Genomic DNA, 24,470 nt, shown 5'->3' on the forward strand with positions numbered 1-24,470 from the left:
CAGAATGAAAAAAAGAAATCTTAACAGTAAAAAGTTACGATTATTAAGTGTGGGTTTGCTTACTTCAAGTGCTGTCCTTTCTGTTACCGATGTTCAACCAATTGTTGCTAAAGAAATTGACAATCAAGCAACCTCTAGCTCCGAAGATCAAGAGAGTGTAGCAATTTTATCATCAACTAAGGAACATGAAACAACAGAAAGTACACTAGAAGCAATAGAATCTAGTTCTTCTATCGAAAATAGTGAAGTTTCTTCAACAGAAGAAACCAGTAGTGAATCGTCCGATGCACCAGTGGAGACCAGTTCTACAACAGATCCAACAGAGACAACAACAGGCACAACAACAGACACAACAACGGATACAACGGATACAACGGATACATCAACTCCGGAGAAGCCGAAACCAAAACCAAAACCGAAACCGAAACCAAAACCAAAACCGGATAAACCAAAACCGGATAAACCAAAACCAAAACCAAAACCGGATAAACCAAAGCCAAAACCAGTACCCATTAATCCAAGACCGCCAGTTCAAGGGCCAGTTCAACAGCCGAGTGTAACCACTCCGCAACAAAACAGACCAACTACTGGTTCTACAGTTGGAACAGTTAACAACAATAATGGAAGTTTTGCTAACGGATCAGATCAGGTATTTCATGTCAGTCCTAATCTAACAACCAAAAGTTTTGTAAAGGTCATTGGTGAAGATGCGCGCACAATTGCTGGTGAGAACAATTTATATGCATCTGTGATGATTGCGCAAGCGATTTTAGAAAGTGCTTCTGGAAACAGTGCATTAGCTTCTGCGCCAAATTATAATTTGTTTGGTATTAAAGGTAGCTATGAAGGAGCAAGTGCGAATTTCCTTACTAGTGAAGACAATGGCTCTGGAGGCATGTTCACAGTTCGTTCTAATTTCAGAAAATACCCATCTTATAAAGAGTCGTTAGGCGATTATGTGAAGTTGCTTCGTGGTGGAACAGACTCTAGTAGTGCTTTTTACAGCGGTACTTGGAAAACCAACACAAAATCACATAAAGATGCGACGAAGTTTTTAACTGGTCGTTATGCGACGGATACGAGCTATAATTCAAAATTAAATGGCTTGATTGACGCCTATGATTTAACACAATATGATACCCTAAAAGATAATAAGAAAACTAAAAAAGCTAAAAAAATTACGTTGAATACTTCATTTGAGAGTTTAGAGAAAAAAGACGATCAAAAAGATGAAAATATCGAATACCTTACACACGTCGTGAAAAAAGGTGAATCACTTAAGTCAATCAGTGATTTATATAACATTTCAACATTAGCTATTCTAGAGAAAAATCAATTAGATCGACGGATGTTATTCATTGGTCAAAAATTGAGTGTACCTAAACAAGAAGAAAAAGTTACGACTGTCGTAAAAGAAGATGCTGTAGATCGTTCGTTAGATATGGTTCAAAAATTGTCTAATGCCTTTAACGGACAAGAAACCAGTCAATCTACTGATAAAAAAGAAATAAAAAAAGCATCATCCACTACTAAAAAAGAAACAAAGGAAACAAAAGAGACAACTGAAATAAGTAAAAAAGAAACAAAAGATTACCAAGTAAGTGCGTCCCGTAAAAAGACAAAAGAAACATATGAAGTGAAAAAAGGTGATACTTTAGCAAGTATTTCTAAGAAGACTGGTATTTCAGTTTGGTCGTTAAAAGAGTGGAACGACCTAGATCAATACTTCTTAACTGAAGGACAGCAGCTTATCTTAGCGCCAGCTTATGATCTTCAATCATAAAAAACAAGAAAGGAGAACGGTTTAATGAATGATTATTTTGATGTTTTTTTTCATCAACAGGCAATCCCCTTTACTGCGGGAACCGTTCTCTATCAAAAAGATAACACGGAAGAAATCGTTGTGGCGTGTGATACACTCTATGAACGCGCAACAGGAGATTTCCTTACTTTTCGGGAGAATGATGAAACTTCCCGAAAAGTTATTTCTTCGCCTATCAAAAAGCACGTGGAAATTCAGTTTTTCCAAACCCAATTGAATTGGGATGTTTTATTGGAAGAATTAGAAGATCTTTTCCCACAGTTTATTTGGACCAAAATAGTCGAAGAAGTCGATGGTATTTTTAGTACATATTTCTGTGAATTTATTCCTGTTTCTTTTAGTTCAGAGGAAGAGCCAATTCAATTTGTTGTTTCAACTAGCTTGGAGCAGATGGGCTATTCAAAAGACGAGTCAGTCAGCAATATCTTAGAGGCTAAATTTCTTTCTATTTTTCAAGAAGATGACGATGTATCGTTTTCTAATGATACACTTAGTTTCCCGGTGGAAGTATCTATAGAAGAAAACGTTGAAAAAAAAGTAGACGTTAAGCATTCATTTTTAGACGAAGATGAACTTGAAGATGAAGAAAAACTTGAAATCGAGCCAAGAGATGAAGTTGAAATAATGGATATTGAACGCTCTGAAGAAAGTGAAGTACTTTTCTTAAAAGAAAGTTTAAAGCGAGAGAAAGCGTCAAAGGAACGTGTGCGGGTAGCAAAAGAAAAATTGGAGTACGAGCTGCTCGCCATAGAAAACAGTTTGCTCGTTAGTGGTTTAAAACGATTTAAAAAACATCGAAAAACGTCAATTGATGAAGAAGACTGGTATAAACCTGTTCGTATTGACTTGATTCACTATGATGATCTTTATAAAAAGGCAAAGTTTATTGAACAGTCTTGGCGATTGAATCGGCAATTAGTGACAACTACTGAAAAAATGACGATAACCAAGGATCAATGGATCTACGAACGAGCACGTATTGAAAAAATTAAGAATAGCGTATCGGAAATGGATTTACAATCAATGATGGAACAGTGTCATTTGATCAATGAACGTGTTAAAGTTCGTCCTGGGTTCCTATTTCTGAAACCTAGAGTAAAATTATATCAAATCGATTATGAACAATTAGAGAAAATCAGTGCTTTTTTTGATATTATTCAAACCGAGAATCGGCTATTAGAATCAGTAATCGAACAAAAAGATCTTGATGTACAATCATTAATGAAGAAAACAGAAACTCTAGGCAACTAGAAGAGTTTCTGTTTTTTTCTATAAAAGGCGTATATAATCGCAAATTGGTGGGAGTTATTTGTTCAAAATCTATAGATTACCTTGAAAAAATGCTTCATCTATTGAAAAGTTAATCGGAAATTTTGTAATAATCCTATTTTTTTGTAATATTACAATTGTTATTAAAACGGTTGGCAGAGGAATTACAGAAAACATCATGATTGTTTTCATTTTAAAAATAAGGAGAAACTCAGTGCGAACGGGTGTTTTCTAGTTGTATTTTTACAGATTGTTACGCAACAAAAATACTCGTAACGAATTGTCACTATATGTTCACCTATGAAATATTTTTAGATGTTAAAGTATGCAAAGTCGATAAACAAACGGCAAAAATATTTTTTACAAAGGAGAAACAACATGAAATCATTTAAAACGATTTTATTAGCAACAACTTTGACTGTAGGATTTGGAATTTTCTTGGGAACGACTGACGCGCACGCTGATAGCTTATATACAGTAAAATCTGGTGACACATTATCTATTATCTCTCATCAATTTAATGGAGACAATAGCTTGATCGATCTAATTGCAAAAGATAATCATATTTCTAATAGAAATATGATCTTTGAAGGGGAGCAACTAACAATCCGAACTGCAGAAGAAACAAAACAAGCCACTGTTCAACAGGAGGTAGTGCAACAAGGAGCGCCTGCACAAGAAACGCAAGCACAGGCGACGCCTATTGTAGAAGAAGAAACAGCAGCTGCAGCAACTACTTCTTCTGCAAAAGAATGGATCGCGCAAAAAGAATCAAGCGGATCATACAGTGCAACAAACGGCAAATATATTGGTAGATATCAATTAGATGCTTCTTACTTAAATGGAGACTATTCTGAAGCCAATCAAGAAACTGTAGCAGATAGTTATGTGGCAGGTCGCTATGGTTCTTGGGAAGCAGCACAGGCATTCTGGCTAGCTAATGGCTGGTATTAAGTTAAATAAAAAATAGAAAACAGGACAGAAGTTTAATCCCAAAAAATTAGTAGAACTTCATAGATCCTAAACCTTTAGAAGTAGATGCAATCGAAGCGCACTTCTGATTCTACGAATTTTATGTGATATTGAGGCTCTTTGTCAACGAATGTTGGTGAAGAAAATCTAAAGAATTAAATCAATTAGTATGAGACCTAGAGGAAAAATTCCTCTAGGTTTTTTGTTTGCCTGAAAAAAATGGTACCAAAACATAAAGAAATTCTCAATTTAAAATTATAAAAATTACGAAACCCATAAGCATTTCTCTTCAACACCTTAATATGGTTATTTAGACATTCCAGTGGTCCATTAGAATAAGGCAATTCTAGCGCAGGTCTAATTTCATTTTGGACCTTCTTAAAAGTACCAATAGTCGTTTGATAATAGCTGGGAAGGCGGCTGAACTCTTCGTCTAATAGGGCGTAAAACCGAGCGAAATCCCTTGTCTGTATGGCATAAAAAAGTCCTGACAACAGGTGTAGCCCATTTTCAACTCGTTATCATACGCAAGTAAACGATCAACGATTTCTGTTTCAGTTAAATAGGTGCGAAAGGAAGAACGCCAAAGCCGTTTTTCAAAAACAAGCTTCGATTGATTTTTTTAAGGAAGTTTCCAGTATTTCTTCAAGTGTCGATACTTTTTCGCTCCGGTATTTCCCTGATGAAGAAACGTGTTCATTCTCTGACATCATTCAGTAAAATCAGAGAAGTGGTATAGCCCCAACGGATAATAGAGGCTTCCTCTTCCGATTCACAATGAGGACAAATATGAGCAGCATAATTGAGCGTACCTGAAAAGACCTGACAGGTTCTTCCTTTGATTCGTTCCTTTTTAAACTATTTTCAGTAGAAGTGATGTTTAAGCCTAGAATATCTAAGATTTCTTCCTTTTGATTGGTTTTCGTCGACTTAATTCTAAAGGATATCAGGGGGCCTTTTCTATTATTTTGCATTAAAAAAAGATGCCAGTGAGTTCTCACCAACATCAGAAAGTATAGAGCCTCTTTTTCTATCTTCTGATCGTATCGATCTAATAAGCGATTGATCTAAAACAAAGAAGTACAGAACTGAAAAGAGTGAGCCAAAAATGATAAATATTTTGGTGCATTCCTTTTATTTATTTTGCATAGTAGAAGTATGAGGGGCAAGTGGAATAGAATTTAGGTGACTGGGTTGTAACTCACAGAGTTATGTCCCAGTTACAGATATTGGCAAAAAAAGAGAACACATAAACATTATTTTATAAAGATCTACAAGGTTGATCGGATCAGTAAGTCATTTTTTTTGAACAACGTATTTAATATTTTTTTGGGAACGAAAAGTTAGTTTGAAAAAGAGAGGCATAACTTTTTACTATTTTAGTAAAAAAGCAAAATTTAGTTGGAATATTTAGGTTGAATGCTGTAACATTATTATTAATAACAGTTGTAATTGTAAGTTGATTTACTATGTAAGAGATTTTAGTTTAAGAGTTATGAATACGCAATCAAAAAATAAGAAATCATAGAAGTGGAGGGATAAATGAAAAATAATTAGGTGGAATTCATAATTCATGTTGGTTGCTGGCTGTTCAAAACAAGGAGTATTGCTAAATTTATACGTATGAAGTATAGGAAAGTAGCTATTTAGCTATGAAAAATGCAAAAACATAGTGGAGAGAAAGATGAAAAAATTTGTGAAGTCGATGGAAATGACTTAAGTAAATCTATTTCAGGGAAGAAATTTATTGGAATATTTCTTGTTCTTTGTAGGAACAAGAAATGAGAAAATGAAATTTTGATGAATAAAAAATGTTGGTTTTATAAACATTCTTATTCACTCAACACCTAGTATTGTACTATTTTATTATGTTGAATGTCAATAGGTATTGGTGTAATTGGGTTTAAAAAAAAATCTTACTCTCTTATTGTTATTAAAAAACATTCATAATGTTATTCTGACAAAGGTATAAAGACATTTTATAAAAAAAGATGCTGTTATTTTGATATTTTATGAACAAATAATTCTCCCCCAAAAATTGAGAATGCGTATATGGTTAGTTGAAAAAACACTGGAAATCAATGATTCAGTTCTTTATATTCAACGCCGTCAAATACGCCGTCACAAAGCAAAAAATGAGAGAGGGGTTTTATCATGGCAAAAAGAGGAGAAAATATATATAAGAGAAAAGATGGCCGTTGGGAAGGTCGTTATATAAAAGAACGAAAAATAGATGGAAAAATTCGTTATGGCTATATTTACTCAAAAAAATACTTAGAAGTAAAACATAAGCTAATGTTGCTAAAAGCTGATTGTCTCAGAGAACCTGAATTCCAATCAAATTACAATGGAACACTTGCTGATTGGCTAGAAGTATGGCTAGATACAATCGTTCAGCCGAAAGTTAAGTTAAGTACTTACAATAGTTACAAAAGTAAAGTTCAACTTCATATTTTACCAAATATTGGGGATATCCGTCTGCATGAATTGCTGCCTACAGATATCGATCAATGGATCTTACAATTAAGTTTGTCACTATCACCAAGCTCGGTACATGCCGTTCATCGTGTACTAAAAAATGCATTAACACAGGCTACTCGACAAGATTTATTGAAAGAGAATCCAACAATAACCATTGATTTACCCAAATTAAAAAAGCAAAGAGTTCGCGCTTTTTCTATAGAACAACAAAAAAAGATTAAAGACGTCGCTAGCACAGACGAAAAATATTTACCGATTATTCTAGCTTTGGAAACTGGCATGCGAATAGGTGAAATTAGTGCATTACGATGGTCAGATATCGATTTTTCTGAAAAAACAATCCGCATCCAGCGAACGCTGCAACGTTTGCAAGTGGATACAGGGAAAACAGCTCTTATCGAAGGCACACCTAAAACATTCCAATCAGAGAGAACATTACCTTTGTCAGCACAACTCGAAGCTTATCTAACCACTATTAAAAAGACGTCAAAAAGTCTATATGTTGTTGGCTTAGTAGATTCTTGTACTGAACCACGAACAATTACTTATCGCTTTAAAAAACTTCTAGAACAACTGCAAATAACACAATTGCCATTTCACGCTTTGAGGCACACATTCGCGACTCGCTGTTTGGAATTGGGAGTGAATATTACAACAATAAGTTCAATGCTAGGACACACATCAACTAAAATGACGTTAGATGTGTACACAAATTCATTTATGGAAGATGAGCGACAAGCAATAGAAAAAATATCTACTCTGTGATACAATTTCTAATAAAAAACAAAAAATATAGATTTAGGAGCCACTTGATAATCTCAAGTGGTTTTTATTATTTTTGCATTTATTACCTAGGAAACTAATTTATGACCGTCAACAAAGCCGTCAAATAGAATATTAAACGCATGAAAACAATAACAAAACTCCATTTCTTGTTCCTACAAAAAAGAAGAAATGAGAAGGAAATCGGATACGCCTTAATCTAATATTCTATCTACTTTATTATATTGATATTTTTGGCTGTGTCCATTATTTTACTTTGCGTGAGTATCAATTTCAGATTGATATTTAAAAAATTATTTTATGGGGGTAATGGTTCATGAAGAGCAACAAAAATTTCAGAAAAGACGATTTAAGTCCTGAAAGCAACACAAAGAAAATTTATAAGATGTATAAGAGAAAGAAACAGTGGGTAGTAGCCCCTGTCGTATTCGGATTATTATTTAATGCACTTAGCCCTGTGGCTGCTTTAGCAGTGACAGACACTGAACAAGCGGGTGCTGAAACAGCGCAAACAAGAGTCGTGGTGGATCCAGAAGAGTTAAAGACTCTAAAAGAAAATGCGAATACAGCTGTCGGCAAATTAACTGAGTTGAATGCTAATGACAAAGCCGAACATTATAAAGCAATTACCGATGCGAAGACGCCTGCAGAAGTTGCAACAGCATTAACCAATGCATATATAGCCGATGTGGATAAAAAAATTAGTACTGAAACAGAAGAATATACTAAGAAAATCGATGCATTAGATCAGTTATCTGAAACTTCAAAAGCACAATATAAATTGAACATTTTTGGTGCTCTTGATCTAGTTAGTCTAGGCAATACATTTAAAGGTGCTATTGTTGGTGGTTCAGTTGCTGACTATGGCAATGTTAGATCAATTTTTGATTCTCAATTGGCTAAAAATAAAGTGAAAGCTGATGAAGAAGTACAAAAAGCGATTGATGAAAATACAGCTATCGCAAACCTTCCAGCGTATAGAGCACAACAAAAAGCACTAGTTAATGGTTTAGCTCATATTACAGCTATAGAAAAAGAAGACTGGATTGTACAAATTGAAGACGCAAAAACGAAAGATGCCGTTGATCAAGTGATGGATACATTGAATACGACATATCAAGGTATTTTAAATGGCCTAATTGATAAACAAGCTAATGACTTGATAACTATGATGACTGAAGCTGGGTTATCAGAGAAGGTAGTCGAATCCTTTGTATCACGTATCGACGCTATCACGAATAAAGAAGATAAGAGCGATAAAGATTTAGAAGAATTAAAGAACATCAAAACTGATTTAGATAGAGCAATCGCTGACAAAGAAGTGGTTAATTTACAAGAAAAGAAAACAGATGTTAAAGCAGAAATTAGTAAGGAAGCAACTGATTTAGGTATTAAATCTGAGGATGTTAAGAAGTTTCATAATAAAGTAGACGCAGCTGCTACAAGTGAAGCGGTCGATGCTGTTAAAAAAGAATGGGATGCTTTCTATGAACTAGAAGCTATTAAAAAGCAAGATCATGAAACGTCAAAGAAAACAGCAGAAGGAGTCATTCTAGCCTTAGACTTAGATGATAAGTCAGTTGAACAAACGTATATTAATGATTTAAAGACTACAAGCACTGCTGCAGAAGTGGCTGCCATTGTTAGCAAGGCACAGGATGCTAAGAAAAAAGAAATCAAAGCTTTGGCGGACGAAAAAGCAAAAGCAGTGAAAGAAGTTCAAGCTCTTCCTAATCTTAAAAAACCAGCTAAAGATGACCACATTGTTGCAATCAATGCAGCAAAAACAATTAGTGAGGTAAAAGCAGCCTTAAAAGCAGCTAAAGATGATGACAAGGCTACAGCCTTGGAGAATGCTAAGATAGATGCAAAAAATAAAATTTCTGGGTTAAGTACACTAGATGAACTCGCAAAAAGTGGCTACAAAGCTGATGTCAATCTGGCTACTACAATCGCTGAGGTAGAAGCCATATTAGCAAAAGCAGTTCTTGCAAATGATCTTGCCGCTGTAAAAGCAGCTGATTTAGCTGAAGCGAAAACCTTAGCGAAAGACGCAGTGAAAAAACTAACAGATTTAACATCTGACCAAATGACAGCAGCAATAAACTCTATTAATGGAGCAAAAAATCAAGATGCTGTAGAAAAAGCCTTAAAAAAAGCGGCTGATTTGAATGCAAGAAATAAAGAAATAAAAGATGAAGCTAAAGCTTTAGCAGATGAAAAAGCTTCAGCAATCGCTAAAATCGATGCTATGAAGTATCTTTCTAAAAGTATGAAGGATAAATATAAATCCGAAGTGAATAGCAAAAACTCTATTTCTGATGTTCAAGCTGTAGTTGCTAAAGCAAAACAAGATGATGATGAATTAAAAATGGGCCAAGATGATATTAATAATGCCAAAACTGATCTAGTAGAACATATCAATGGTTTGAATGAATTGACTGCTGCTGAGAAAAAACAATTTGGAACACAAGCAATCAATTGCTCGACAATAGACGAAATCGAAACGCTTAAAATCAAAGTAGACCAACTAGTCGCTGACCGTAAACTTGCAGCAACAAATGACCTTGCTGATGCAAAAAATGTAGCTAAACTTGCTATTGATGATTTGGGTTGGGGATTGACTCAAAAACAAATCGATGCTTATAAAATTGAAGTTGACAAAAAGGATTCGAAAGCAGATGTAGTAACGGTCTATGAAAAAGCAAAAGCAGAAGCAGTTCGTACCTTTGATAATGAAAGAATAGTGAACATTAATAAGTATATTGCTTCAGATTCATTTGTACAGGCTCAAAAAGAAATTGATCAGTTAAAATCAGATAGTACTCGCAAGCAATATCAAACAAAATTAAACAATGCTATAGCTTTATCACAAGCTAAAGCAGATGCAAACAAACAAATCGATGCTTTAGAAAATACAACTGCTGAACAAAAAGCAGCAGCTAAAGAAAAAATTTCTAAATTAACAACAAAAGCGGAAGTGGAAAAAGAATTGGAAGCATTAGTAAAAGCGGACAATCTTATTCACGATAAACCATTGGTTGAATTAGCAGAAGCGCAAATCAAAGCCAAAGACTTTGACAAAGCAGCAGAAACAATCGGAAAAATCCGTGATGCTGATACAAAAGCCAAATTACAAAAACAATTAGCAGACGCTCAAAAAGTAGCGCCAGCTGTTAAAGGAACAGGACACGTTAGCAAAAAAGGCTGGCAAAAAACAGTTGATGCAACGACTGATATCGTTGGGACAACTGGTCAAAAATTAGCCCTTGAAGCGGTTAAATTGAATTTAGCAGATGTAGAGATGCCTAAATCAGCTAAAAAAGTTGACGGAGGTATTGAATACCGTGCCCATGTTCGTAATATTGGTTGGCAAGGTTACAATGCAAATGGTGCATTAGCTGGAACAACTGGTCGATCATTACAAATGGAAGCTATTCAAATCCGATTAACTGGCGAATTAGCAAAACGATATAACGTTGAGTATCGTGCGCATTCAAAAGATAAAGGTTGGAGTAAATATGTTTCAAACGGTGCTACAGCAGGAACAACAGGTAAATCTCTACGAATGGAAGCCGTTCAAATTCGTTTAGTAGAAAAAAAATAGTAAGGAATAAGTTTTGTTTATTCTTTTGAAATTTTTTACCTAAGAATTAGAAATAGTAATAAAGGACACAATAATCAGAGATATTTCTGATTATTGTGTCCTTTTATGTTACTGATTAAAATTCCTTTTTGAATGTTCAATTAGTTGATTGAATATTGATTAGCCTAAAAAACTACTGAAATTCATTAAACTATTTTAATTTACCTTATAATATTATTATTTTCTGTTGCCAGCTCAATTGCTCTAGTATAGTGATTCATAGTTGTTTGATGTTGATCTATAGAGGTAAGTTCATGATCAATATGTCCTAATGAGTATTCACGATGCTAACATTTTTCGCAAAATTGCTAACGTATGTTCATCTCAAGTCTTCTTTATAAATGAGGAAACAGGAACATTTATGTTACTGTAATTACGTATAGCATCTCTTGAGGGAATAAAAAAATATAAACCAAAAATTACATTCAATATATATGTGTTTATAATAAATTGTAATGTACATATTAAGTATAGAATTGAAAAGTAGTATGGGAGATGAAAAATGAAAAATCTTTTCAAAAATTGCTATTGGTTGCTATTATTGCAATTATCGGGGATAAGGTATTGGAATCCAACGTTAACCTTTCTGATTTATTCATCTTAACATTCATAGTTCTATTAATAATCTATTTTTTTATCTACGAATTGAAAAAATAATCGAACTATTTGAAATTTTAGATAGTTCTTTTATTTATAAGTGTTATAATGTATTTAAAACATTTAGAAAATAATCAAGGAGTCTAAGGATGTACATAGCGCACGTAAGGAAATTAGATGGAGAAGAACAATTTTTAAAAGATCATTTAGTGGAATGTGCTAAATTGAGTGCTGATTGGGGTAGAAAAATTAGATTAGAAAAAACTAGTTATTTAGCTGGTTTATTACATGATCTGGGGAAATATTCTGAGGACTTCCAAGAATATTTGAAAAAGGCTGTAGCTGATCCGAAAAGCGTGACACGTGGCAGTGTAGATCATTCAACTGCTGGTGGTAAGCTTCTTTTTGACTATTGCCATAAAAATAGTCGTGATCCATATTCATATATTCTTGCTGAATTAGTGGGGAATGCGATTATTTCACATCACAGTAGTCGAGGTCTTCAGGATTTTTTTAGCCCTGAAGGAGAAGCCGCTTCGGATTATTATAGGCGAGTAGCTGAGATAGAAGTTGTTGATTATGAACAAATTAAAAGTCATTTTTTTGAAGAAGTGATATCTGAAAAACAGTTTCAAAAATTATTGATAGAAACAATCAGAGAATTGAAAAGTTTCTATCAAGAGGAAGGAGAAAGCCGAGTCAAACAAAATGATACTTTTTTCCTTATGAAGTTTGTTTATAGTTGCTTATTGGATGCCGACCGAACGAATACGATGTTATTTGAAAAAAGTAAGTCATTTAGACAGCATGAAAACCTTAATTTGCTTCAATCTTACAGTCAAAGGCTAGAAGAGTATATTTCGACATTTACTACGAACACCCCTATCAACCAACTTCGTGGGCAGATGTCTGAACAATGCAAAGCTTTTGCTGAAAGGATGACAGGAATTTATACTCTTTCAATTCCAACAGGAGGTGGAAAAACTTTAGCCAGCTTACGTTTTGCCTTGAATCATGCGATCAAACGTGGAAAAGAACGAATTATTTATGTCGTTCCGTTTACGACGATTATTGAACAAAACGCTAAAACAGTTCGAAAGATTTTAAAAGACGATATAAATATACTAGAGCATCATTCCAATGTTTTTACGGACCAAGAAGAATTTAAAGAAGGATCGTCAGCAGCCGAAAAAGAAGCATTAGAACAAAAACAAGCATTGATGAAAGACAATTGGGAAAGTCCAGTAATCTTTACTACGATGGTGCAGTTTTTAAATACAATATACAGTCGAGGCACACGAAATCCAAGACGTTTTCATCATTTAACGAACGCCGTAATAATTTTTGATGAAGCGCAAGGTGTCCCAACGAATTGTACACATTTATTCAACGAAAGCTTAAATTTCTTGAAAAAATATGGCGCAACAACAAGTGTCTTATGTACAGCGACTCAGCCCGCTTTAGAAAATGTAGGAAGAGCGTTAGCAAAAGAATCTGATGGAGAAATGATTAGCAATTTATCGGAGGTAGAGTCCAAGTTTAAACGAGTGAAGGTTATTGATAAAACAAGCAGTGAACCATGGAAGCTTGAAGAGTTGGCAGATTTTAGTCAGCAAATTTTAGCAGAAAAAAAAGATCTATTGATTATTTTAAATACAAAAAATGCGGTTCGTTGTTTATATCAGCATTTAGAAAATCAACATCTGGAGAATATTGAATTGTACCATCTAAGTACCTCGATGTGTGCCAAACATCGAAAAGATTTGTTAGATGAATTGCGTGCGAAATTAAAAAATAGCGATACCAAACTGATCTGCATTACAACACAATTGATTGAAGCAGGTGTGGATATCAGTTTTCAATCTGTTATTCGTTCGGCAGCAGGTTTAGATTCAATTGCGCAAGCAGCAGGACGTTGCAATCGACATGGTGAAGTTCAGCAACAGCCAGTCTATGTGGTTAACCTTTCAGTTGATCTTGAAAAGCTAACTCACTTACCTGAAATTAAACAAGGAAAAGAAATTACTCTTGAAATTCTTAAAGAAAGAAACGAAATCAATGAAGAGGATATACTTTCTCAGAATGTTCAAACACAATATTTTAATCAATATTACGCTCGTTTTTATAATGAATTAAACTATCCTGTAAAAAAAACAGCGTTAAATCTGTTCAGTTTACTTGGCGAAGGGGTTAATGCCCGTGAATATTATAAGCGAACACATGGCTCTGCTCCTTTGTTAGCCTTTAGAAGTAGTCCTAAAACAGTCGGGAAGTATTTTCAAGTTATCGATAGTCCGACAATCTCGGTGCTTGTTCCTTATAAAAAAGGGAACGATCTTATCGCTGATTTAAATGGGGAGTTAAGACCAGAAGATTATGCTCTTACGTTAAAGAAAGCGCAACAATATATGGTAAATGTCTTTCAGCATGAACTTGTGGAACTTCAAAAAATTGGCGGAGTTTATCCTTTGTTGAATGGTGATGTTCTGGCACTTACGAGTAATGCTTATGATTTGAAATTTGGTATAGATTTAGAAGCAGAAGCGATGAGTGGCTATCTAGGATTTTAATATTGCTTAGCGATATGGGTTTGTTTTTCAAGAAAAATTAAGCGAGTCTGCTAGGGTTTTATATGAAGGAGGAGTTAGTAGTGAGATATAAAAATCAAATTTCTTTTAGAGTTGAGGGAGAATATGCTTTATTCACTGATCCATTAACCAAAATGGGTGGAGAGAAAATGACGTATCAAATCCCAACCTATCAAGCATTGAAGGGAATTACAGAAAGTATCTATTGGAAACCATCGATTGTTTATTACATTGATGAAGTACGCGTTATGAAATCAATTCAAATGGAATCTAAAGGAATGCGCCCAATGAAGTACAACGACAGTAGCGCCAGTGATTTAGCGTATTATACGTATTTGAAAAAGCCTGTGTATGAAGTGAAAGTCCATTTTGAGTTTAATCAATATCGTCCTGATCTGAAAGGAGATTGGGACGAAGATAAACACTATCAAATTTTGAAACGTTCAATCAAAGCCGGAGGAAGAAGAGATATTTTTCTAGGAACTAGAGAGTGTCAAGGTTACGTCGAGCCAGTTGAATTTGGTAAAACAGAAGGTGATTATGATAATTATGAAGGGGAACTATATTTTGGAACGATGGTGCATGGGTTATCTTATCCAGATGAAACGGGAAAAGACGAATTAGCAGTTCGCTTATGGCGCCCTAAAATGAAAAAAGGGATTATTATATTTGACCGTCCAGAAGAATGTACACTGGTTCGACCATTAAGAGCGATGCAGGCAAAAAACGTTGAACTTTCAGAAATGGAAGCCGTGGATCAGTTATTTGAAACCTTGGAACAGGAGGTAGAATGATGAGTTGGTTGAATGACTTGTACGAAACTTACGAAGAAAATGCAGATCAAGTAGGGAAAGTCCAACGAACTTCTTATGGAAAAGAAATTGTTCTTTTACCAATTGCGCATGCTTATCAAAACGCTCAAATCGAAGTAACGATAACGCCGGAAGGTGAATTTTATATGGCGAGTGTAGTACCGAAAGATGAGTCACAAACAATGATTCCAGTAACGATTGAGTCAGCTGGAAGGTCTGGTTCAACGTCTGCCCCACATTTAGTCCATGACAATTTAGTCTATGTAGCGGGTGATTTTGAGAAATATGGTGGTGTTTACAAAAAGAATAAAGCTGGAAAAAATTCTTATCAGATGTATTTAGAAAACTTGCAGGCATGGTGTGAATCAGATTATTCTCTGCCGGTCGTTAAAAGTGTTTTAAGCTATTTAGAAAAAGGCAAACTAATTGAAGATTTAGTACGAGAAAAGGTAATGGTTGAAAAAAATCATCAACTCATTCCCAAATGGTCAAAGGAATTAGAAGCAGAACTTGGTGAAAAACCAGCGTTATTTAGTGTAGTAGTTGGTGAACAAGCAACTTCGTTCGTTCGATTTGCTGTTCAAGAACAAGGGACAGGAAAACGACCACTCTGGGGAGATTCAGAAATTATTAACTCATTTGTCGATTATTATACAAGAGAATTGACGAATGAAGGATTGGATTATGTGACAGGAGAAGTGTTACCTTTGACAGAAAATCACCCTTCCAAGGTACGTTATGGCGGTGATATGGCGAAAATAATTTCTGGAAACGATTCAACAAATTTCACCTATAAGGGGCGTTTTACTGATAAAAATCAAGTGGCTTCGATTAGTTACAAAGCTTCTCAAAAAGGGCATAACGCATTAAAATGGTTGATTGGCAAACAAGCGTTTATTTTAGACGGACGAGTCTTTTTAACCTGGGGGAGAAAAGAAACTGATGTTCCTAATCCTGAAGAATCGAGTGCTGATTTTCTTGATTTTGATGCTATTTTTGCAAAGGATGAAGAAGCAGAAGTTTTACTAAACTCAGACACAACCCATCAACAATTTTCTGAGTTATTTAAAAAAGCCTTGAACGGCTATAGCGTGAAGCTTGCTTATCATGAACCAATTTACATCATGATTCTAGATGCAGCTACTCCGGGCAGAATGGGGATTCTTTACTATCGTTCGATTGAAAAAGAACAATACTTTGCTCGAATTGAAGACTGGCATCAAACTTGTTTCTGGCGACATACTTACGGCAGTAAGAATAAGCAGCGTTACACTTTTTGGGGAGCGCCATCTTTGAGGGATATCGCCGAATCAGCTTACGGTTCGCGAGCGAGTGATACACTGATAAAAAATACAATTCATGAACTATTTCCTTGTGTTGTAGATGGAAAAAAGATTCCGATAAATCTAGTTCGAAATCTCCTACAAAGAGCGTCAAATCCTGTAAGCATGGAAAAATGGGAATGGGAAAAAACGTTAAGTATTACTTGTGCAGTAATGAAAAAACACTTTGATTTTAAAAAGGAGGAAAAAAATGTGGCGTTAGATAAAAATCAGAACGATAGAAGTTATTTGTTTGGAAGAATGCTGGCTGTAGCAGATGTTTTGGAAGAACGTGCTTTATACAAAGTAGGTATTAATAGAAGTACCAATGCGATTCGCTATATGAACGCTTTTAGCAATCATCCGTTAAAGACATGGAAAATCATTCAAGAAAACTTAATCCCATACCAAGCAAGGCTAAGAGGAAACGGAAGTTATTATCAAAAATTATTAGATGAAATCGGTACTACATTTAAGTTTGAAGATTTTACTGATAAAGCGTTAGATGGAAAATATCTATTAGGTTATTACAGTCAACGAGCAGAGTTAAAGAAAAAAATAGAAGAGAAAACGGAGGAATAAAAAATGACAGTATTAACACACAAAATCGACTTTAAAGTAATTACATCGGTAACAAATGCAAATCCAAATGGTGATCCGCTAAATGGCAACCGACCACGGCAAAATTTTGAAGGCTATGGAGAGATTTCTGATGTAGCCATTAAACGTAAAATCCGTAATCGCCTGCAAGATATGGGAGAAAGAATTTTTGTCCAGTCTGACGATCGTGCGGATGATGGGTTTAAAAGTTTGAAGGATCGAGCTGATGCAGTAGAAGAACTAGAGGCAATCATTAAGGAGAAGAAAAAAGATGCGGATCGTTATGCTGAAGTTGCTTGTGAGACGTTTATAGACACAAGAAGCTTTGGACAAGTTTTTGCATTTAAAGGTTCTGATTTATCAGTAGGTGTTCGTGGTCCGGTTTCGATTCAAACGGCCATAAGCATAGACCCGATTGATATTAATACTATGCAAATTACGAAAAGCGTTAATTCGGTAACGGGCGACAAAAAAAGTTCTGACACTATGGGAACCAAACATTTCGTCGATTTCGGATTGTACGTGTTTAATGGCAGTATTAATATCCAACTAGCAGAAAAAACACAGTTTACCGAAGATGATGCTGAAAAAATCAAAAAAGCTTTAATCACTCTCTTTGAAAACGATGCCTCATCTGCTCGTCCAGATGGCAGTATGGCTGTCGAAAAAGTTTACTGGTGGGAACATCCTAGTAAAATGGGTAAAGCTTCTTCAGCGAAAGTTCATCGTTCTGTAAAAATCGAAAAAATGCCTGAAATCGACCGTGTAAAATCATTTGACGATTACAAAGTAACCGTGGAACCACTAGAAGGAATTGAGTTAACAGTCATCGAAGGGCTATAACGTGTACGATGAACAAGAGTATTTACTGATTTCAGGGATCCAGCATTTTCTGTTTTGTCGTCGTCAATGGGCTTTGATTCATATCGAACAGCAATGGCAAGAAAATGTTTTAACGTTGGAAGGACAATATCTACATGAAAAAGCAGACCAGCCAACAATTAGAGAAAAACGCAAAGATCGTTTGATTGTTCGCGCATTACCTATCCATTCATCAATCTTAGGAATTACTGGAATTTGTGATGTTGTGGAATTTGTACAAGATCCAGATGGCGTACCTTTAAACGGCGAAGCAGGGACATTTTCACCGATTCCTGTTGAATATAAGCATGGCAAACCCAAGCAAGAACTTAGCGACATCTTACAATTAACAGCTCAAGCTGTATGTTTAGAAGAAATGCTGGTCTGCGAAGTTTCAAAAGGCTATTTATATTATCACGAAACAAAACGTAGAGAAGCAATCGAGATTACACCGGCTTTACGTGAAGAACTACAAAAAAATATTGAAGAAATGCATCAATATTGGAAAAGACGATACACACCTAAAGTCAAAACAGGGAATTTCTGTAAAAAATGTTCGCTACAAAATATCTGTTTACCTAAGTTGATGAATATTCAAACAGTCAAAAGCTATTTAGATCGGAGGTTATGTGAATGAGAAAATTGTTAAACACATTATTTGTCACAACGCCTAAAACTTATTTAGCTTTAGATGGAGAGAATATTGTTATTTTGAAAGAAGAGACGAAACTAGGAAGAGTGCCACTTCATAATCTAGAGTCAATTGTAACAACGGGATATTTAGGCGCAAGTCCAGCATTGATGCGTAAATGTGCAGAAAAAAATATTGGGCTAATTTTTTTGACAACTACAGGAAAATTTGGCAGTCGTGTCACAGGTGGAACGACTGGAAATGTAACCTTACGGAAAAAGCAATACCGTATATCTGACAACAAAGAGGAAAGTTTAGTGATTGCACGGCATTTTATTATTGGTAAATTATATAACCAACGATGGATGTTAGAACGAATAACCAGAGATAATCCGATGCGTGTCGATGTTGACCGTTTCAAACAGATTTCTGGTGAGTTGAAAAAATATATTGAAGATATTCGTCAAGTTGAAGACTTAGAATCATTAAGAGGAATCGAAGGGCAAGCAGCTAATCGTTATTTTTTATTGTTTGATCAAATGATTTTACAACAAAAAAGTGATTTTGGTTTTTATGGTAGAAATCGTAGACCTCCTTTAGACAAAGTTAATGCCATGCTTTCTTTAGCGTATACCTTATTGGCACAAGAATGTGCAGCGGCTTTGGAAACCGTGGGACTTGATCCGTATGTTGGTTTTATGCATCAAGATCGACCGGGGAGAACGTCCTTGGCATTAGATTTAATGGAAGAGCTACGAGGAATTTATGCAGATCGATTTGTTTTAACGTTAATCAATAAAAAAATAGTGACTGAAAAAGATTTTGTGAAAAAAGAAAGCGGAGCAATTATTTTGACGGATGATGGCAGACGAACTTTTTTTCAAAAGTGGCAAGAAAAGAAACAAGAGCAAATTCAGCATCCCTTTTTAGGTGAAAAAATCAATTGGGGATTGGTTCCTTATGTTCAGGCACTTCTATTGAGTCGTTTTTTAAGAGATGATTTGGATGGTTATCCCCCATTTTTATGGAAATAAGGATTGTTTAGGGGGGAGGAAAAAAATTACTATATTTTATAAAAAAGGAGTTATTACTATGAATAATGAGTTTGGAAAAATGTTTGGAACATCAGACAGAGAAATAATCACAGAGCAATTGACAATAAAAGACAATTTACTGAAATTCAAAGATATGACGATGCAATTAAGCAATATTTCACAAATTTATGATGGTAAATTAAAATTTAAAATCTCTAAATGGCTTTTTTTTCTAGTGTTCATTTCATTGATTGGTTTATCTAGCGAAAATTTTAAGGGGATTGGGTTGTTGGGGCTCTTTATTTCTGGAGGCTATACTTTCTTCATTTATCAAAAATATATGGAAAATAGAATTTATTTATTTTTTATTTTGAATTCTGGGCAGACATATCGCTTGATGTTTAAAGACAAAACGTTTTTAGAAGAAGTTAAATCAATCATTGAAACATCCTTTAACAGCAAACATGGTGATTATACTATCAATGTAGCAGAGCAAAAAATCTTGAATGGAGATCAGCATGTTTTTAATGGAAGCCATAGTAATGTAAATTTTGGCGTTCAACAAGATCAGTCTCAGACGAATCATATTACGGAAAGTTTTAATCAGGCTGATGACCACTCTTTTAATGTAGGCGGGGATATGACAAATAGTTCAGTTCAATCAGCTACCTCAAAAAGTAAAATGGATACATCTGTACAAAATGAAAAGATGGAATCGTATGACTGGCAAGCAATAGAAGGTTCGTTAGCAAACGTTATAGCAACAATTAAAATCGACAGTCCAGTAAAACAAGCAAGTCAAGAAGCTTTAATTGCTGCTAAAGAACAAAATGCTAGTAAGTTTGAAGCAGTTGTTAGGAACCATAAAGCCGAATTTCTTTCAGAGCTTTTTCAAAATACGGTTAGTGGTGTGTTAGCTCAAGTAATTACAAAGATTTTCGGAATAGCATAAATATGAAAGTAGTGACGCCAAATGTTGATATTGATCACCTATGATGTAGCGACAAGTTCAAAAAATGGCCCTTATCGTCTGAGGAAAGTAGCAAAGAAATGTCAAGATTACGGACAACGTGTTCAAAATTCAGTTTTTGAATGTGTTGTTGATGCGACGGAATTAGCTAAGTTGAAGAAGGAATTGATTGATTTAATTGATGAAGAATTAGATAGCTTACGTATTTATCGATTAGGAAATAATTATCAAAATAAAGTAGAACATATAGGAGCAAAGGAAAGTTTTGATGTAGAAGCCCCCTTGATATTTTGATAAGGAAAATCAATTTGGTGCGAACCCTAAGTGCCCATGAAATTACTGAGGGATTCGCACCATAATTTTACTTTTTTTCAGTAAGTAAATCTTTTTTTCTTATTGAAATTTAATAATTTGCTTGTTTTTTTGTGGAATAGTAAAAATATGTTGTATATTTTTGCTGATTTCACGGTCTAGCTCTGTATGGAGCTAGTGGATTGAAATAATAAAGTGGAAAGGGTATCATTTAATTTGAATTCGTCTAGCTCTGTATGGAGCTAGTGGATTGAAATACTCAAGCCATCGTGACTTTAGGGATGGACAGCAGGTCTAGCTCTGTATGGAGCTAGTGGATTGAAATATTGTGTGGCAGATTCCGGGGTATTTGGCTTATTGTCTAGCTCTGTATGGAGCTAGTGGATTGAAATAGTCCCTCCTTTTAAGAACCAAGGAAAGAGAACGTCTAGCTCTGTATGGAGCTAGTGGATTGAAATTATGTAATATAAAAAGCCACCGCAATGCGATGACGTCTAGCTCTGTATGGAGCTAGTGGATTGAAATAGATTCTCCATTCAATACTTTAAAAACATTATTGTCTAGCTCTGTATGGAGCTAGTGGATTGAAATATCTATATTGCTTTCGTCATACATTTTTTCTCCTATGTCTAGCTCTGTATGGAGCTAGTGGATTGAAATATATCAGATGATTTACCAATATCATATTTTTTACCGTCTAGCTCTGTATGGAGCTAGTGGATTGAAATTTTTTGAAACTCTTGAAAGTCCTGCGCCTCAAAAAGTCTAGCTCTGTATGGAGCTAGTGAATTGAAATAGCTGAAAACTGATTATCAGAATAAGATTTCACAAGTCTAGCTCTGTATGGAGCTAGTGGATTGAAATTTCTTTCCAGATAGCATCAAGTAACCATTGTCCAGTCTAGCTCTGTATGGAGCTAGTGGATTGAAATACATGTGTAAATTTACAAAAATACACATGTGAACTTGTCTACCTCTGTGCGGAGCAGATTGAAATATGGCAAGCATAATCGTATTGGCAAAAAAAGGCTAGCTTAGCTGTAGGAATTGCAAATGGCTAATAATTTAGATCGAATCATATAAATCAAAATCTTCCTGTATACAGTCATTTTCAATAACATAATTCTTAAAAATAACAATAAATAATTCATATCATTCGTCTTATTCAAAGAAATTCTATACAATGTAAGTTGAAACTAAGTAAAGCGTTAATGGAGGGGACAATAATGAATAACGTTATGGAACAATTAAGAAAATATGCACTGTTACGAGGAATTGTTTATATGATTTTTGGTTTGTTGATCTTGAGTAATCCAAGAAGTGTATTCCAATTGGCTGTCTATTTTATATCAGCGTATATTGCAATTATGGGTTTATTAAATCTTTATGAGGGTTTTAAAGTAAAAAAAGCAACGGGTAGCTTTGGCTTGAGCTTTCTAGGCGGGATCGTTTTATTAGTAATTGCTGGCATCGTCCTTGTATTTGCAAAAGGAATCGTAAGTATTTTACCTATATTCTTAGGTTTAGTGATCGTGATTGTTGGAGGAATTCGTGCAATTCAAGCTGTTAATATACGTGCGTATGTTAATGTCAGCTGGTTACCAATGCTAATTTACAGTGTAATTTTAATTATTGCTGGATTAGTTTTAACATTTAATCCATTTAGCAGTTTGTTAGTACTTTTTCAATTATTTGGCGGTATTCTTATTTTTATGGGAATTGGCGAAATTGTATCGTTCTTTCAGTTACGTAAAATCAGTTAAAAATTAATATGTAACATGTAAGCTGTAGGTAAAAATCGTGTGAAATGATTTTATCTACAGCTTTTTTGATAAGCAAAAGAGAGATCTCAAGATAACGTAAGTACGTTATCATTTTTTGTTTCAAATACAAAAAGAGACTTGCAAAAGAAATAATGAAATGGTACTCTTAATTTCTAATTGAGAATGATTTTCATTTTCAGGAGATAGGGAGTTTTACTTTACAAAACCATCGAGTGCATAGTGATAGAAGAACAGGAGAGAAACAATGGATGTTGATTTAATTGAACAAGTTATAAGAGGTCGTCGAACGATTCGGACAGTATCTAATCAAACGATCTCTATGGAAGTTATAGATGAACTATTAACAAGTTCCAGTTATGCTCCTTATCATTCGAAAGAAGAACCCTGGGAGATAGTTATTGTTAAGAACATAGCAGATCGTCAGTTATTTGTAGAAAAAATAATGGCCAGCTACGATCGATTAGATATCTGGGCACGCTACGATCAGCAAAATTTAGTTTCAGCTAAAAAAAGAACATATGACTATTTTCTAGATGTTCCTGTAACGTTGATTGTCACAGCTCCTAAACATGAAAGTGAAAAGTTGAACTTAGAAGCACTGGGAGCTGTTTCAGCATTTATTCAGAACGTTCAATTAGCAGCTTGGTCAAAACAGATCGGTGTTACTTGGCGTACGATTCCAGTGATTTTCGATGAAGAATTTAAACAAGCTGTTGGTGTGGAATCTAATCGACAAATTATTGGATTACTTGCTATCAGTGCATTAGATAAAACGGTGAAACTACCGACAGGCCGGAGAAAACCGGTGAAAGAATGGACAGCCCAGCTGTCTGAGAAATTAGCGACTATGAGTGAAAGCAATGAGTAGTTTAGAGATACAGGAGGTGTATTTTTTTGCAAGAAACTAAGAGAAGAGATGCAAGTGCTCAGACTAAAAAAAAGTTTTTTTTCCCTCTGATTCTATTATCTTTAATGATACTGATCTTCTTTTCGATCGTTTATTCTTTAATCAATGGGCAAGCGAATATTTCTATGGAAGATGTATTTCAGATTTTATTAACTAAAATAACGGGTGGTAGAGTGGGATCACTTGATGGGATCACGAGTAATTCTGCGGTAAATATTATTTGGTTTGTTCGAACACCACGGGTGATTTTAGCTGTTTTTGTAGGAATGGGATTAGCTATAACTGGTGCTGTGATGCAGGCTGTTGTTCAAAATCCGTTAGCGGATCCTTACATTTTAGGGATTTCTTCGGGTGCTTCACTTGGCGCGACCTTTTCAATTTTAGTTGGGTTTGGTACGGGAAGTATTTTTTCTCAGTTTGGGTTGGCTTTTGGTGCTTTTGTAGGAGCCATGGTAGCAGCTTTTGGTGTGCTAGTTTTATCAGGAATCGGTGGTCGGATGACGTCAGTCAAATTAGTATTATCTGGTTCAGTTATTGGAGCGCTATGTAGCTCGATTTCAAGTTTTATTGTTTATTTGGCTAATAATGCTGAAGGTATGAAAACTGTAACTTTTTGGTCGATGGGAAGTTTGGCTTCGGCTAGCTGGAATAAACTAGCTGTCTTATCAATAACTGTTATTGTGATCACAGGATTCTTTTTATTTCAACATCGTATTTTGAATGTTATGTTGTTAGGCGATGAAGCGGCAGTGACTTTAGGTGTTCCTTTGAGCAAATACCGTCAATTGTATTTACTTTTGGCTGCTCTTTTGACGGGTGTGATTGTAGCTTATTCTGGTATGATCGGTTTTGTGGGATTGATTATTCCTCATATCGTACGAGGGTTGATCGGGTCAAATCATAAACAGCTATTACCAATCGTGGCATTAGCGGGTTCTCTTTTTATGATTTGGGCTGATTTACTGTCACGGATCATTATTCCAAGTGTTGAACTGCCGATTGGAATTATTACATCAGTGATCGGTGCACCGTTATTCATCTACATTATTGTCAAAAAAGGCTACAATTTCGGAGGCTAAC

At 35.0% G+C, this 24,470-nt stretch carries 17 protein-coding genes and 1 CRISPR repeat array; of the genes, 16 read left to right on the plus strand and 1 reads right to left on the minus strand.

Annotated elements, in window-relative coordinates; translation table 11 throughout:
- Positions 1-4: 4 nt before the first annotated feature.
- From AC4BBR_RS02305 to apf, 3 genes are all read left to right on the plus strand, one after another.
- Positions 5-1,783, plus strand: coding sequence for a glucosaminidase domain-containing protein (locus AC4BBR_RS02305; protein ID WP_490460972.1), 1,779 nt, complete (start codon positions 5-7; stop codon positions 1,781-1,783).
- Between the two features lie 24 nt (positions 1,784-1,807).
- Positions 1,808-3,073, plus strand: a complete 1,266-nt coding sequence (locus AC4BBR_RS02310; protein ID WP_490460973.1) for a hypothetical protein — start codon at positions 1,808-1,810, stop codon at positions 3,071-3,073.
- 396 nt (positions 3,074-3,469) lie between these two features.
- Complete coding sequence (apf, locus tag AC4BBR_RS02315) at positions 3,470-4,045, plus strand: aggregation-promoting factor (RefSeq protein ID WP_490460974.1); 576 nt, start codon at positions 3,470-3,472, stop codon at positions 4,043-4,045.
- Positions 4,046-4,239: 194 nt separating this feature from the next.
- On the opposite strand, the gene AC4BBR_RS02320 is transcribed toward apf, so the two are convergent.
- Positions 4,240-4,557, minus strand: a complete 318-nt coding sequence (locus AC4BBR_RS02320; RefSeq protein WP_490460975.1) for a transposase — start codon at positions 4,555-4,557, stop codon at positions 4,240-4,242.
- Between the two features lie 1,660 nt (positions 4,558-6,217).
- Between AC4BBR_RS02320 and AC4BBR_RS02325 the strand changes: the two genes are divergently transcribed.
- From AC4BBR_RS02325 to AC4BBR_RS02385, 13 genes are all read left to right on the plus strand, one after another.
- Positions 6,218-7,309, plus strand: a complete 1,092-nt coding sequence (locus AC4BBR_RS02325; protein ID WP_490460976.1) for a tyrosine-type recombinase/integrase — start codon at positions 6,218-6,220, stop codon at positions 7,307-7,309.
- Between the two features lie 334 nt (positions 7,310-7,643).
- Complete coding sequence (locus tag AC4BBR_RS02330) at positions 7,644-10,934, plus strand: KxYKxGKxW signal peptide domain-containing protein (protein ID WP_490460977.1); 3,291 nt, start codon at positions 7,644-7,646, stop codon at positions 10,932-10,934.
- 785 nt (positions 10,935-11,719) lie between these two features.
- Positions 11,720-14,140, plus strand: coding sequence for a CRISPR-associated helicase Cas3' (cas3, locus tag AC4BBR_RS02335; protein ID WP_490460978.1), 2,421 nt, complete (start codon positions 11,720-11,722; stop codon positions 14,138-14,140).
- Positions 14,141-14,202: 62 nt separating this feature from the next.
- Positions 14,203-14,952 carry a type I-C CRISPR-associated protein Cas5c gene (gene cas5c / locus AC4BBR_RS02340; RefSeq protein WP_490460979.1) on the plus strand — a complete coding sequence of 250 codons (750 nt, stop codon included), beginning with the start codon at positions 14,203-14,205 and terminating at the stop codon, positions 14,950-14,952.
- On the plus strand, positions 14,952-16,874 hold the full coding sequence (cas8c, locus tag AC4BBR_RS02345) for a type I-C CRISPR-associated protein Cas8c/Csd1 (RefSeq protein ID WP_490460980.1): 1,923 nt from the start codon (positions 14,952-14,954) through the stop codon (positions 16,872-16,874). The genes cas5c and cas8c overlap by 1 nt, the downstream gene beginning before the upstream one ends.
- Positions 16,875-16,877: 3 nt before the next feature.
- Positions 16,878-17,735 carry a type I-C CRISPR-associated protein Cas7/Csd2 gene (cas7c, locus tag AC4BBR_RS02350; RefSeq protein WP_490460981.1) on the plus strand — a complete coding sequence of 286 codons (858 nt, stop codon included), beginning with the start codon at positions 16,878-16,880 and terminating at the stop codon, positions 17,733-17,735.
- A 1-nt stretch (position 17,736) separates the two neighbouring features.
- Complete coding sequence (cas4, locus tag AC4BBR_RS02355) at positions 17,737-18,390, plus strand: CRISPR-associated protein Cas4 (protein WP_490460982.1); 654 nt, start codon at positions 17,737-17,739, stop codon at positions 18,388-18,390.
- Positions 18,387-19,418, plus strand: a complete 1,032-nt coding sequence (gene cas1c, locus AC4BBR_RS02360) for a type I-C CRISPR-associated endonuclease Cas1c (RefSeq protein WP_490460983.1) — start codon at positions 18,387-18,389, stop codon at positions 19,416-19,418. Before cas4 ends, cas1c begins: the two co-directional genes overlap by 4 nt.
- Positions 19,419-19,476: 58 nt before the next feature.
- Positions 19,477-20,370: a hypothetical protein gene (locus AC4BBR_RS02365; protein ID WP_490460984.1), complete on the plus strand. Its 894-nt coding sequence runs from the start codon at positions 19,477-19,479 to the stop codon at positions 20,368-20,370.
- 21 nt (positions 20,371-20,391) lie between these two features.
- Positions 20,392-20,682, plus strand: a complete 291-nt coding sequence (gene cas2, locus AC4BBR_RS02370) for a CRISPR-associated endonuclease Cas2 (RefSeq protein ID WP_490460985.1) — start codon at positions 20,392-20,394, stop codon at positions 20,680-20,682.
- A 174-nt stretch (positions 20,683-20,856) separates the two neighbouring features.
- A CRISPR array of direct repeats spans positions 20,857-21,632; the repeat unit is 34 nt; unit sequence GTCTAGCTCTGTATGGAGCTAGTGGATTGAAATA.
- A gap of 293 nt (positions 21,633-21,925) precedes the next feature.
- On the plus strand, positions 21,926-22,462 hold the full coding sequence (locus AC4BBR_RS02375; protein WP_490460986.1) for an HdeD family acid-resistance protein: 537 nt from the start codon (positions 21,926-21,928) through the stop codon (positions 22,460-22,462).
- A 265-nt stretch (positions 22,463-22,727) separates the two neighbouring features.
- The gene (locus tag AC4BBR_RS02380; protein ID WP_490460987.1) at positions 22,728-23,351 is read left to right on the plus strand and encodes a nitroreductase family protein; all 624 of its coding nucleotides are present in this window, start codon (positions 22,728-22,730) and stop codon (positions 23,349-23,351) included.
- 104 nt (positions 23,352-23,455) lie between these two features.
- Positions 23,456-24,469: a FecCD family ABC transporter permease gene (locus AC4BBR_RS02385; RefSeq protein ID WP_490462058.1), complete on the plus strand. Its 1,014-nt coding sequence runs from the start codon at positions 23,456-23,458 to the stop codon at positions 24,467-24,469.
- The last annotated feature ends 1 nt before the right edge of the window (position 24,470 follow it).

The sequence above is a fragment of the Enterococcus sp. AMC1251 genome (genome assembly GCF_058216535.1).